Genomic DNA, 13535 nt, shown 5'->3' on the forward strand with positions numbered 1-13535 from the left:
TGAAACTGAAAATTACTGGTGTACCACGTCTACGACGATGTCTTTGTACACCACGTTCTTGTCGGCAATCTGCTGTGCGAGCGTGATACCGCGTCCTTCCAGCGCTTTGCGGAAGTCGGATGGCATTACTTTCACAAATTGCTTCACAGATTCTTCCCAGTTCTGGATCAGTTGGAAAGCGATGTTGCTGGTCGTGTACTGGAAGTGTTTATCCAGGTACTCGCGCAGGATGCCTTTGTCTTCATCCGTAAGCGCTTCAAGCGACACCATTTCTTTATTCACTTTCTCTTCGAAGGTTCCGTTTTTGTCGAGCACGTAAGCCACACCGCCGGACATACCCGCCGCGAAGTTGCGGCCGGTTTCGCCGAGGATAATCGCCAGACCGCCCGTCATGTATTCCAGACCGTGGTCGCCGACACCTTCTACCACCACTTTCGCGCCCGAGTTACGTACGCAGAAGCGCTCGCCCGCGGTTCCGCGGATGTAGGCGTCACCCGAAGTAGCCCCGTAGAATGCCACGTTACCGATGATGATGTTCTCTTCCGGCTTGAACTTCGCGTCTCTGTCGGGGTACACGATCAATTCGGCGCCGCAGAGGCCTTTTCCGAAGTAGTCGTTCGCGTCACCTTCAAGTTCGAGGCGTACACCCAATGTGTTGAATGCACCGAAGCTCTGGCCCGCAGTACCGCGGAACTTGAAGTGGATATTGCCGGTTGGCAAGCCCACGCCGCCGTACTTCTTCGAGATTTCGTTAGAAAGCATCGTTCCCACCGACCGGTTCAGGTTGTTGATCGGGAACTCGGCGTAAACTTCATCCTTGTTCTCCAATGCGGGCTGTGCCGAACGGATCAGGTCGAGGTCGAGGATGGCATCGATACCGTGATCCTGCTCTTCCTGTTTGAATTGGGCTACCGAAAGGTCTCCTTCTTTGTACAGGATCGCGTCGAAGTTCAGGTTTTTGTATTTCCAATGTTTGATATCATTGCGCAGTTCGAGGTACTGAGCCTGGCCAACCATTTCATTGACCGTTCTGAAACCCAATTGCGCCATGATCTCGCGCAGTTCTTCCGCCATGTAGGTAAACATGTTCACCACGTGCTCAGGCTTACCCGAGAACAATGCGCGGAGTTCTTTGCGCTGCGTGGCCACACCCACAGGGCAGGTGTTCAGGTGGCATTTACGCATCATGATACAGCCTGCGGCTACCAATGCAGCCGTTGCTACACCCCATTCTTCGGCGCCGAGCAATGCGGCGATCGCGAGGTCGCGGCCGGTACGGAGCTGTCCGTCGGCCTGAACGGTTACCCGTCCGCGCAATTTGTTTCTTACCAAAGTCTGGTGCGTTTCGGCCAAACCAAGTTCCCAAGGCAGACCCGCATGGCGGATCGAGCTCAATGGGGAGGCACCGGTACCACCGTCGTATCCCGAAATGAGGATGTGGTCGGCGTGTGCTTTCGCTACACCGGATGCCACGGTTCCTACGCCTGCTTCGGACACCAGCTTCACGCTGATACGTGCGGCACGGTTGGCATTTTTAAGGTCGAAGATCAGCTGTGCCAAATCCTCGATCGAGTAAATGTCGTGGTGAGGAGGAGGAGAGATCAAGCCTACGCCCGGCGTGGAGTGACGGGTACGGCCGATCCAGTCGTCCACTTTGAAGCCCGGAAGCTGACCACCTTCACCCGGTTTTGCACCCTGGGCAGTTTTGATTTGCAGCTCGCCCGCATTGCTCAGGTAGTGGCTTGTTACACCAAAACGTCCCGAAGCAACCTGTTTGATCTGCGAGTTCATGCTGTCGCCGTTCGGTAGCTTGTTGTAACGCAGTTCGTCTTCGCCGCCTTCTCCGGAGTTGGACTTACCGCCAATGCGGTTCATCGCAATCGCCAGGGTTGTGTGAGCTTCCCACGAAATCGATCCGAAGGACATCGCACCTGTTGCGAAGCGTTTGAAGATATTTTCAACAGGCTCTACCTCGCTCAATGGAATCGGATTGCCTTTTTTGAATCTCAGCAATCCACGCAATGTCAGCGCCTTGTGGCTCTGGTCGTCGATCAGTTTAGAGTACTTCTTGAACTGCTCGTAGCTTGCATTGCGGGTAGACTGTTGCAGCAAATGCACCGACTGCGGGTTGAAGATGTGCGCTTCACCACGTTGTTTCCATTGGTAGACACCACCTACTTCGAGTCTTGGCTTCTGCTCCGCGCTTTCGTGGTAGGCCACTTTATGGCGGGTCAGGATTTCGCGTGCAATCTCAGGAATGCCCATACCGCTGATCCGCGAGATGGTTCCTGTGAAATATTTGTCGATTACGTCCTTGTTCAAGCCCACGCATTCGAAGATTTGCGCACCCTGGTACGATTGCAGGGTAGAGATTCCCATTTTCGAGAATATCTTCAAAAGCTCCTTGTTAACGGCCTTGATGTAGTTGTAATGCAGTTTTTCGTCGGTGAACTCGCCTTCGATCATGCCCTTGCGGTTCATGTACGAAAGCGTTTCGAACGCCATGTAAGGGCAGATACCCGCAGCGCCGTAGCCGATCAATGTCGCTACGTGGTGGGTTTCCCAGACGTCTCCCGCTTCTACCAACAGACCCACTTTACCACGCAATCCTTCACGAATGAGGTGGTGGTGGATGGTTGCCGTTGCTAGCAATGAAGGGATCGGTGCGTGGTCGGAGTCGATGGCGCGGTCGGAGAGGATAAGGATTTCAAATCCGTCTTCGATAGCGTCTACCGCGTAACGGCAGATTCTTTCCAATGCTCTTTCCAGTGCTTTTCCGCCTTCGTCGGCGCGGAAATAGGTATTGATCGTTTTGGCCTGGAAGCCGTCTTTATCTACAAAACGCAGCTTGTCGAATTCCTGCACCGAAAGGATCGGATGCGGCAATGCGATCTGACGGCAGTGTTTTGGAGTTTCTGTAAGAATGTTCTCTGTGCTGCCTACGAAAGAGATCAAAGACATGATCGCACGCTCGCGGATCGAGTCGATCGGCGGGTTGGTAACCTGTGCGAAAAGTTGTTTGAAATACGTAGACAAATGCTGAGACTGTTCCGAAAGAACTGCCAGCGGAGAGTCAGTACCCATGGAACCGATCGCTTCCATACCCGTCTGAGCCATCGGCCCGAGGATCATGCGTAAATCTTCCGAAGTGTAACCGAATGCGACCTGACGTTTCAGCAATGCATTTTCGTCATATGCGCGGTAGGTGCGGATCGGGTGATCGAGCGCATCCACGTGCAGCTTGTTCTCATCCAGCCATTGCTGGTAAGGCTGCGCGGTACAGATTTGTTTCTTGATTTCTTCGTCAGGAACAATGCGGCCCTGCTCCATATCCACCACGAACATACGTCCGGGTTGCAAGCGGCCTTTGGTTACTACTCTCGACTGATCCACTTCCAACACACCCGCTTCCGAGCCCATGATGATGGTATCGTCGTCGAGTACCCAGTAGCGTGAAGGGCGCAGACCGTTACGGTCGAGCGTAGCGCCTACCATTTTACCGTCGGTGAAAGAGATCGACGCTGGGCCATCCCATGGCTCCATAATAGCCGCGTGGTATTCGTAGAATGCCTTGCGTTCTGCGTCCATCTGCTCGTTGCCGTCCCATGCTTCGGGGATCAGCATCATCATCACGTGTGGCAATGAGCGGCCCGAAAGGTGCAGCAATTCGATCGCGTTGTCGAGGTTAGCGGAGTCGGACTGGTTCCTGTCGCAAATCGGCAGGAGCATGTCCATTTCTTCTTTGGTGAAGAATTTCGACTCGAAAGATTTTTCCCCGGCGCGGATCCAGTTCACGTTTCCTTTCACGGTGTTGATCTCACCATTGTGCGCAATGTAGCGGAATGGCTGGGCGAGCTCCCATGAGGGGAATGTGTTGGTCGAGAAACGCGAGTGTACGACTGCCAATGCAGATACCACCGACTCGTTTTCAAGATCCGGGAAGTAATATTTCAATTGGGCAGTGGTGAGCTGTCCTTTGTATGAGATGGTACGGCATGAAAGCGACGAGTAATAGAAATTCTTCGCGCCTTTCACCGTGTCCTTAATCAATCGTGCAGAAACCTGGCGGAGAATGAACAGCTTGCGTTCAAACGCCATATCGTCCGTAATGTCGTCCGGACGTTTAATAAAAACCTGCTCTACTGCCGGTTCAACGGAGAGAGAGCCTTCACCCAGGGTGTTGTTCAGGGTAGGTACCTTTCGGTAGCCGAGCAGTTGCAAGCCCAGCATCTTGATCTTTCGGTTCAGGATATCCCTGCTTTCTTCCCTGGCAAGCTCATTGCCGGGGAAAAAGATCATCCCTACACCATACTCACCTGCCGGCGGCAGGTGGAAGCCCAACTTGGTAGATTCTTCTACAAAGAACTCGTGAGGGATCTGAATTAAAATACCAGCACCGTCACCGGTGTTAGGGTCAAAACCAGTTGCACCCCTATGCTCCATCCTTTCGAGCATATGAATGGCATCAGCCACGATCTGGTGCGACTTACGACCCTTGATGTTAGCCCGGAAACCGATTCCACATGCATCATGCTCAAATTCCGGGCGGTACAGTCCCTGATTTTCTACCATTTGTTCAGACATTTGCGACATTTATCGAATTGTAGGTAATTAACAAATTCGTAATTAGAATCTGTTTAAATAAGCACTTTAAAAGGAAAGCGAAAACGCCAGTGTGTGATGTTTTGGGTAAAGCCACGCAATATACCCATAAAAAATATTTGGCTTATTATGGGAATGGCAAAATTTTCTATCACTAATATGCATTTGGCCGAATTATTACAATTATTATCAAAATATTGATAAACGTATAACGAATACCCGTATTGGTTACCATTTTGGAAAGCTGCAAACGCCGTTTTCGTCGACTTGGAGGATTACAAAAAGCGCCTAAGGAAAATATAAAAAATGTGGGAATGACATCAAAAAAACGTCCCGCCGAAGCCCGGCGGGACGTTTCCCTAAGTAACTGAAAATTATATTATTCAAATATTAAGGCTCTTTCGATTCGCTCACACCTTCGTAATCTTCGTCGTCATAATCGTCGTCTCCCGCACCGAATTCGTTTTCAAGACTGTGCATAAAAACAGCGTCGATCGCTTCTTCTTTCGTAGGCAAAACGGTGAGGTCGGGAATGCGCAGGTCTTCCAGGGTATCCATGAAATCGTCGTCACGGGTCACGATCACGAGCAGGCCGAGGTCGTTGGCGCAAAGGCGGTTTACTTTCTTTAAGGTGGTGATCCCGGTCGCATCCAGTGACTTCACGGTTTGCATGTTGACGATCAGGCTATGATAGCCCTCGCGGAAGAGGCCGCGGGCTGTTTCTTCGAAAGAGGCGGGTACATCGCCGGCGAATGCAGGCGCATCCGTTTCGATGTAAACGTATTGTTCTTTCTTTTCCAGTTTAAAATCCATTTCGGTTGTCGTTTTGTCAAACAGATATTTTGTCAAGTGAGTAGCGGTCCTCAGGCAATCGCACGCAGAATGGCCTTCTCGATTCGTTCCAGCGGGTGGTCCAGGTTGTTTTTCTGGAACTTCATGCCCGTCACTTTCTCGAACAGCTCGATATAGCGCTCCGAGATCGAGGTCACCTTTTCGTCGGTCATTTCGGGCACGGTCTGGCCATCTTTGCCCTGGAAGCCGTTCTCGATGAGCCATTCCCTTACAAATTCCTTGCTAAGCTGTTTTTGAGACACACCTGCGCGCTGATTTTCCTCATAAGTGTCTTTATAGAAGTACCGTGAGGAATCGGGTGTGTGGATTTCGTCGATCAAATAAATCGTGCCATCCAGCTGGCCGAACTCATATTTGGTATCCACCAGGATCAATCCCTGATCGGCCGCCATTTCGGTGCCTTTCGCAAACAATGCGAGCGTGTAGCGTTCGAGGTGCTCGTACTCGTCCTCGCTCACGAGCCCCTGCGCGAGGATCTGCTCGCGGGAAATGTCTTCGTCGTGGCCTTCATGTGCCTTGGTCGTAGGCGTAATGATAGGCTGGGGGAGTTTGTCGTTTTCTTTCAGCCCTTCGGGCAATGCCACGCCGCATACTTCACGTTTACCGGCTTTGTATTCACGCCACGCGTGGCCTGCGAGGTAACCCCTCACCACCATTTCCACCGGGTAAGCCTGGCATTTGATACCAATGCTCACATTCGGATCCGGCACCTCTTCGAGCCAGTTGGGCACGATGTCGGAAGTGGCGTTCAGGAAGTGCGCGGCGATCTGGTTCAAAACCTGTCCTTTATAAGGGATAGCACGCGGCAGGATCACATCGAATGCCGAAATGCGGTCGGTGGCGATCATTACCAGACGTTTTTCAAACGAATAAACGTCACGGACTTTCCCTTTATAGAAGGCCGTCTGGCCGGGGAACTGGAAGTTGGTTGCTGGTATGCTGTTCATTAGATTATGGGTAAAATTACCACTCGATTTCGCTCTTTTGTCCGGGCTTCGTATTGTACTGCTTGCGCCGGAGCTGGTAAATATATTGGGATTCGTTCGATTTCATGGCATCGAGAATCGCCCGCGCCTGTTCTTCGGACATGTTCATCGCCTTAAGGCTTTTGAGCAATTCTTCCTTTTTGAGATCCTCGCTCACCTCGCGTATTTCCTGCGGCGGGGCTGGCGGAGGTGCCGGTTGCACCTGGTTCGTTTGCTGCTGGTTCGACTGGCGTTTCCGCGTGGTCATGTCCGATTGCTCGTCGACACCGGAAAAGCTCTTTTTCAGGATAATATAGTTGGTCCTTGCAAGTGCATTGCCCGGTTCGAGACGCAATGCGGTTCTCAGGTTCGTCAGTGCACTGGCGGTATCCTTTTTGTTGACGAGGATCAATGCGATCTGTGCGTTTGCGACCGAGGCAATGCTGTTATTCTCAATGTCGCTCAGTAGCCGGTAATGTTTCAAAGCCTGCTTGTAGTCGCCTGCTTTATATAAGGAGTGGGCCAGGTTCAACCTTGCAGCGGGATCTGAAAAGATCGAGCCGTAAGTGATTTGCCGGTACAGCTCGGCCGATTTAGTAAACTCCTTTTTCCGGAAAGCCTGCTCCGCGTCGAGCTTTCTCTGGTTCGCCTTGGTAATGGAATCGAACGTACGGTTATCCCAAAGCCAGAGCAGGACATAAAGGATCAAAGACGTCATATCGGTTCACATTTGCGTGCAAAAATAGGGAATTGCGCTTAGAGTCGGAACGTTCCGATGGTAATTAAAACATCGAGCAGGATCAGTACCAGCGCCGCGCCCAGGAAATAATAGTACTTGTTGGAAACCACCGTGATCGTCCGCGAATCTACCAGTGTCCCTTCTGCCTGGTTAATATCGCTGATCAGTTTCTGGACGTCGTTCTTTGAATTGTTGAGTTCATAATAAGATCCGCGTGCCGAATTGGCAACGCCGCGAAGGAAGTTCTCATCCAGTTTGCTGATCACCAGCTTGTCGTTTTTGTCCATGAGCGGCTTGCCGTTCTGCTGGATGCTGATACCCACTTTTGTGCCCACGGCTACCGAATACACCCCGATCCCGAAGCGGCGGAGGTTATTGAATAACGCATTGCTGCAACTCGAACTGTTTTCCCCGTCCGTGAAAAGCACCATCATCTTGGCGCGGCTCGTGGGAGCTGCCGCGTTCATTAGCTTGGTGTAGGCCATTTCAATGGCGCCGCATACATTGGTACCATTCGTCGGGAGCAAATCCGTTTGCAGCGACTGTATGAAAAGTTCGAGCGCGGCCACGTCGTACGTGAGCGGTACGTGTATGTACGCGTCGTTCGAAAAAATAATGATCCCGATACGGTTCGACCGCTCGTTCTCCACGAAGCGGTTCAATTCAAACTTTACTTTTTCCAGGCGCGAGGGCGTCACGTCGGCGGCGTCCATCGACTTCGAAAGGTCGACTACCATAAATATGTCCTTACCCTTCGCCTGAATATCGCGCTCGGCCTCTCCGAACGAAGGTCCGAGCAGGCTGATGATCAAAAGTGAGAAGGTAATGGTGCGTAAAAAGAGTTTGATGATAAGTGTCCGGGCAGTGGTTTGAAGCTGTCGGGCGACCCGAACAGTGCGTATGATATAGGCTGTGTAAGCGAAAATGAAAAAAAATATAAAAAAATATTCGGCGCTCTCAAAGGGGTAATTCCAGTTCATAATGAACGTATTGTGTGATTTAAACTTGGGCAAAAATAGGCATTTCGCGCTTCTGGTGAAGTTTTTTTTCTTGGAATGTTTGCTTTTCTGAAATCGAACCAGCTATATTTGCACCCAAGAACGACGGACGAAGGAGGGATGGGTGAGTGGCTGAAACCAGTAGTTTGCTAAACTGCCGTACTCGCAAGGGTACCGCGGGTTCGAATCCCGCTTCCTCCACGCGGTTTCCGAACGTTCGAAAATGCTCCTTCTTAAAGTAGAAAGAGAAAAATTATCGGGGAGTGGCGCAGTCCGGTAGCGCATCTGGTTTGGGACCAGAGGGTCGCAGGTTCGAATCCTGTCTCCCCGACAAAAGCAAAAAGGCAGTAAGCCGTATGCAGTAAAACTGCACTGCTGACTGCCTTTTTTTATGACCTTAAATGGCGCAACTGCCTTCTAAGCAGTAGGTTCTCAAATATCAGGTCCCGTAGCTCAGCTGGATAGAGCAACTGCCTTCTAAGCAGTAGGTCTTTGGTTCGAATCCAAACGGGATCACTTCAAAATCAAGCACTTAGATTAGTTTCTAAGTGCTTTTTTGTTGCAATGAATTTGGAGTTGCAATACAACTTGCAATAATGAATTGCAAAAAGAAAGCCCGACGTAATGCCGGGCATCTTAGTATTGTGGTTTGTGTAGGGAAAGAGTAACCGTCGCTTACTTTGTATGTTAGTTTTACCCTTTCTCTATCATGGCAAGAAAAGCATACAGAAGCGACAATTCCGTTCAGGCTGAAATAAAAATGCTCGCTGACTTTGGATTTGATTATGCCGACAAGGCTGGCATCCGGTACGATAGTAAATCATATCGACTAGTAAGAGAAAAATTCAATCCATACGACGCGAACGCAATTGTGCTCTACATAAATCAGGTTAAAATCGGATACGTCGAGCGAGGAGTTGCAAAGCTGATAGCGCCGCAAATGGACGAGGGTGACGTTTTCAGCGCGAGGCATGTCCACTCTACAAAAGGGAATCATTATGAAGAAAAATTCGACAACAAGTATAACGATGGATACTACCGCAACCTGACCGTTCAAATCTACAATGAGTCTGCGATAAGCCGAGATAAAGGACAGCCGCTACCAACGGAGGTCACGAATTCATTATCCACATTACTCCGAAATCCGTCTCTGTCAGATAAGCACAACGAACGGGATCGAGTTGGTGGAGGAGGCTGTGGATGCATGGTATTGATGGTCGCATTAAGCGGGTTAGCGTCGCTGATTCTAGTATTCACGCTATTTTGAATATTCAATGCCCTGATTCGGGATCCCGTTTGAGACCCGTACCATTTCTCGGAAAGTATAAACATACATATCTCCGAGAGCCCCCTTGTTCTCTATATCATGAACGAAGTCGTGGTCGAGCTGCTGAATAGACTTCCCCTTGATTTTGAGCCTGTTGTTGTTAGTTAGCAAGAAAGTAAATCTAGCGCTCCAAGTAAATTTCACATTCTTTTCTTTAGTCTGGATCATGCCCAGCTCCGAATTCATATTATCCACCTCGTATCCTTTGTCAATAATATGAGAAACGAGCTGTGCTAATAAATCCTTAGAAGATCGTGTGCTATCAAGTGTTAAGATTATAGTCTTTGTCCCTCTCGGGATTTTCGAAACCTGAGCTTTCAGCTGTTGATCCGATTGTGCAAAACAGGTTGCAGAGCACAATACTAAGAATGCGGCTATAAGGATCTTCATACTTAATCGAGGGGTTCGGTTCTGGCGTAACATAATATATCTCCCTAACATCCGCAAGGGAGAGCTCGAAGTCAGGATAGGTTTCCTTGGCAGGATCTAGTGAATGTCAGACGATAATCCCGTCATCAACCCTGTGATAAGTTATTTCATTGATCTGGATGCCATCGACAGTTACGAGGACAAAGTATTTGTGAGCATGCAGCTTTCCTCGCTAATATTTGTGTTGCGGTTTGAGTGCCATTAAAACATCGCCCTGCACAAAAGAGCCCCTCATGCCATTATCCATGCTGTCTAAGCAGCAGGTCTTTGCCGGGCCGCCGGGCGGTTCGAATCCAAACGGGATCACTTCAAAATCAAGCACTTAGATTAGTTTCTAAGTGCTTTTTTGTTGCATAATCCCATTCACGGCTTCGAATACGAAGAAAATACGATTTGCTTGTCGGCATTATAACGGAGCATCCATTGTTCGCCCCGGCCGTTATCGAGCCAGAAAATGTAGCTTGTGACGCCTTCATATTCGTTCCGGTAACTTCTCATGAGATTATAGCCTACATCCAGTCCGAAATTGAGAAAATGGGAGGGGGCGCCGAGAATATCGGTAAAGGTCGATATCTCTTTTCGCGTAAGGTTGGTATCGAAGCTGCGCCCTGTGAAGTCTTCGTTGTATTGCCTGATCTGATTGAAGCTACCTACCCATATCAGATTGTAATCCTTGTCGAAGAGCAGACTTTGCGAATCAACCCCCAGAAATCTGACAATGACTTCGTATGTTTTTGTCCCATCGAGGTTAATATAAATGGTACCACCCCCGAATTCGAATTCGTTGTTTCGGGCGATCATCTGCCTTGTTTCTTCATTGAAATTGGTGAGCGTGTTAACAAATGTAGGGTTAGGTTTACTTCGTTTTTGGATGAAATCGATAATGGGGTCTGGTAAATCGTTGATGTTTCTGATATGGTACAATCTTGGATGAGGGGACATGTAAATGGAAGAGGGCCCAAAAATTGCCACGAAATCCATTCCATTCAGGCGATAGTTTACGGCAGGAGTAGCTATATATCCATCGAACAGGGTAATTGTGCGGTAGTCCGAAATCGCGCCCCCTTTGATTGTTGCATTTTGAAGCTTGTTGACCAAAGAATCGGGTACTTGCTCTCCGCTGGTTCGTGCAGTTGAAATAATCTCGGTGTTGTTGGCAATGGCCGAATACCGTTCGTCATCCACGTTGAATGCGAATTCAAACACCTTTCCTTTTTCGATGACGGTACCCGACAAGTTCCTGGCATCGGGATATTTCTCATAAACCAGGCGCTGCACATGCTCGGAAATCGTCGGGCCGTTTGGAACGGTTTCTTTCATCGTGCAGCCATACATGAGTAGAAGCAGGATCAAGGCAAGCACGGTTAGCCAGCGGGAAGCGTAAAGGTATTTCGATGAAGAGATTGCGGGATTCGTTTTCAAGGGATTAATCAATGCTTTCGCTAAGAAATGTTCAAGTGAGGTTGGATCACATCTCAACCAAATGACAGACGGATTTGTTCACCTGAACCGTTGCCTTTCAGATTCAAATAAACACAGATCAGGAAGCTGGCGTGATGGACGGAACGGATTGTTGGCAACGTATATGTTTTATCGGTAGTACTGTTTTTTGGATTTAAACTGATTTCTACGGTGTTGCGGGCCGTGTAAGGGAGAGAAATAGGACATTACGTCTTTATTTTTTTGTTATTTTTGTTTTCGTATCTCGACAATCCCTTTCATGTATATCGACGAAAATGCGGCGGACGATGCTCTGGTAGCCATGCTGATAGATGGCTCGGAGGCTGCATTCGACTTGATTTATGAGCGTTACTGGAAAAAACTCTATAATGAAGCCTACAAAAGGCTCAACGATTCTTCGGATAGCGAGGAAATCGTCCAGGATGTTTTTGTCGATCTTTGGAATAAAAGAGAAAACCGGCAGATCGATAACCTTCACGGATATTTGCTGGGGGCGGTGAGATACCAGGTTTTTGCGGTCTATCATAGGCGGAAAAACCTCCCCGCTTTCGAAGAGCCGCTCGATTATATGGCGTTTTCCAGTGACGACGCCGATTCGGGCTACATGAGGGATGAACTCCTGTCGAGTATTCACCTGTGGCTTGAAACGCAGCCGGAAAAACGCCGCGAAATTTTCCGGTTACGCTACCTGGAAGGGCTTTCCACCCTGGAAATCGCCGAACAACTCGATATTTCGAGAAAAACGGTTCAGAATCAACTCAATACATCACAGCAAAGCCTGCGCGAAAGTATCGGTAAGCTCCTTGCCATTGCCATTTTGCTGCTTCGCCCGTAGCCGTTCACACCAGTTTTTGGGGTGTTCTGGAAAAATTTTTGAAAAAATTAGAAGTTCGTCTGGGACTTTTTCGGGAATTCCTGCACTGGTTAATAAACAGCGTTTTATAAACATGCCAAGCGGAAATAGGAATAAGTTCAGGTCGATCGTCGCCAGGTACCTCAGCGGGAGTGCCGATGAGGAGGAATCGGACATGATCGAAAAATACTATGAACTTTTCGCAGGAAAGCCCGACCGGCTATCGAAGCTCTCGCCTGACGAGCTTGTGGACATCCGGGAACGGATGAAAGGGAACATTACCAAACGCATTGCACCGTCGGCACGGTCACGGCCGCTTCTGCCCGGCTTTTTCTGGCGCGCGGCAGCGGCTGCACTCATTCTGATCGGTGCGGGCTGGGTTTTCTTCCTGGTAAGGGAACAGCGGAAACCCGGAGTCAGTCTATCGGTGGGGAGGAAGGTGGTGCACCATTCTGTGAAAGGCCAGACGAAGTTTGTGGTGCTTCCGGACGGAAGCCGGGTCGTTTTACATGGCGACACGCGGATCGAGTACGACCGGGATTTTAACCGCCAAACCAGGGAAGTATCGCTTACGGGGGAAGCTTATTTTGATGTGGTGCATTTAAATGTGGGTGGCCGGAAGCCTGCCTCCTTTGTGATTAAAACCGGTAAAATCAGTACCACAGTACTCGGAACAGCATTCAGTATCAAATCTCTTCCTTCGGAAAGCGAGGTAGTGGTGACGGTTACGAGAGGTAAAGTGCGGGTGGACGACGGCGATAAACACACCAGCCTGCTTACCGCAAACCAGCAGGTGACGTACAACACCCACACGACCGTCGCGGACGAGAAAATCGTGAAATCGCAGGAGCTTACCGCCTGGGTACAGGCCGACATGGTATTTCAGGAAATGCCTTTTGGCGACCTGGCGGAAACGCTGGAAAAACGTTACGGCGTAAAAATTTCTTTTCAAAACCCGCAATTGCAGCAATGCCTCATCACCGGACGGTTTTCAGGGACAGAAACCCTGGATGAAGTCTTTAAGGTGCTGACGCTCACGAGCAACACAAAATATTCCCTGGAAAGCGGCGAACTGGTATTAAGTGGCGAGGGGTGCCGCTGAATTAACTGATAACTAAATTCTTATGAAACAGATTTCCATCCATTCGGGCCGGGCGCCGTAGCTTCCCGGTAGTCATATGAAAAAGCTCCCCGGCCTTGGACAGCAATAGGGAGCTTTGAATAGAAAATTCGCTAAAACAAATTTCTAGACATTACAAATATATGAAAAAACCTATATCCGTAGGCAGAAGAACTGTGCCTATCCGGC

General features: G+C 49.4%; 10 protein-coding genes and 3 tRNA genes. 6 read left to right on the forward strand and 7 right to left on the reverse strand.

The window, feature by feature from the left end; all coding sequences use genetic code 11:
- Window positions 1–12: 12 nt before the first annotated feature.
- From gltB to J2Y43_RS30075, 5 genes are all read right to left on the reverse strand, one after another.
- Window positions 13–4593, reverse strand: a complete 4581-nt coding sequence (gene gltB, locus J2Y43_RS30055) for a glutamate synthase large subunit (protein WP_309991440.1) — start codon at window positions 4591–4593, stop codon at window positions 13–15.
- A 399-nt stretch (window positions 4594–4992) separates the two neighbouring features.
- Complete coding sequence (locus tag J2Y43_RS30060) at window positions 4993–5415, reverse strand: STAS domain-containing protein (RefSeq protein WP_309991442.1); 423 nt, start codon at window positions 5413–5415, stop codon at window positions 4993–4995.
- Between the two features lie 50 nt (window positions 5416–5465).
- Window positions 5466–6401 carry a phosphoribosylaminoimidazolesuccinocarboxamide synthase gene (locus J2Y43_RS30065; RefSeq protein ID WP_309991445.1) on the reverse strand — a complete coding sequence of 312 codons (936 nt, stop codon included), beginning with the start codon at window positions 6399–6401 and terminating at the stop codon, window positions 5466–5468.
- 16 nt (window positions 6402–6417) lie between these two features.
- Window positions 6418–7137, reverse strand: coding sequence for a tetratricopeptide repeat protein (locus J2Y43_RS30070; protein ID WP_309991447.1), 720 nt, complete (start codon window positions 7135–7137; stop codon window positions 6418–6420).
- A gap of 38 nt (window positions 7138–7175) precedes the next feature.
- A complete protein-coding gene (locus tag J2Y43_RS30075; RefSeq protein WP_309991449.1) occupies window positions 7176–8138 on the reverse strand; it encodes a VWA domain-containing protein in 963 nt (320 codons plus the stop codon).
- 132 nt (window positions 8139–8270) lie between these two features.
- Here J2Y43_RS30075 and J2Y43_RS30080 point away from each other — a divergent pair.
- The 4 genes from J2Y43_RS30080 to J2Y43_RS30095 all read left to right on the forward strand — a co-directional run bounded on the left by J2Y43_RS30080 (window position 8271) and on the right by J2Y43_RS30095 (window position 9423).
- Window positions 8271–8357: transfer RNA gene (locus J2Y43_RS30080), tRNA-Ser, on the forward strand.
- A gap of 56 nt (window positions 8358–8413) precedes the next feature.
- Window positions 8414–8487, forward strand: a tRNA-Pro gene (locus J2Y43_RS30085).
- Window positions 8488–8598: 111 nt separating this feature from the next.
- Window positions 8599–8672 (forward strand) — tRNA-Arg (locus J2Y43_RS30090).
- A gap of 193 nt (window positions 8673–8865) precedes the next feature.
- Window positions 8866–9423, forward strand: coding sequence for an HIRAN domain-containing protein (locus tag J2Y43_RS30095; protein WP_309991452.1), 558 nt, complete (start codon window positions 8866–8868; stop codon window positions 9421–9423).
- Here J2Y43_RS30095 and J2Y43_RS30100 read toward each other — a convergent pair.
- On the reverse strand, window positions 9415–9873 hold the full coding sequence (locus J2Y43_RS30100; RefSeq protein WP_309991454.1) for a hypothetical protein: 459 nt from the start codon (window positions 9871–9873) through the stop codon (window positions 9415–9417). The genes J2Y43_RS30095 and J2Y43_RS30100 overlap by 9 nt on opposite strands.
- 402 nt (window positions 9874–10275) lie before the next feature.
- On the reverse strand, window positions 10276–11334 hold the full coding sequence (locus tag J2Y43_RS30105; RefSeq protein WP_309991457.1) for a hypothetical protein: 1059 nt from the start codon (window positions 11332–11334) through the stop codon (window positions 10276–10278).
- A 298-nt stretch (window positions 11335–11632) separates the two neighbouring features.
- Between J2Y43_RS30105 and J2Y43_RS30110 the strand changes: the two genes are divergently transcribed.
- Together J2Y43_RS30110 and J2Y43_RS30115 are read left to right on the forward strand one after the other, a co-directional pair.
- The gene (locus J2Y43_RS30110; protein ID WP_309991460.1) at window positions 11633–12208 is read left to right on the forward strand and encodes a sigma-70 family RNA polymerase sigma factor; all 576 of its coding nucleotides are present in this window, start codon (window positions 11633–11635) and stop codon (window positions 12206–12208) included.
- 112 nt (window positions 12209–12320) lie between these two features.
- Window positions 12321–13328: a FecR domain-containing protein gene (locus J2Y43_RS30115; RefSeq protein ID WP_309991463.1), complete on the forward strand. Its 1008-nt coding sequence runs from the start codon at window positions 12321–12323 to the stop codon at window positions 13326–13328.
- Window positions 13329–13535 lie beyond the last annotated feature (207 nt).

The sequence above is a fragment of the Dyadobacter sp. BE31 genome (assembly GCF_031457695.1).
Lineage (GTDB): Bacteria > Bacteroidota > Bacteroidia > Cytophagales > Spirosomataceae > Dyadobacter.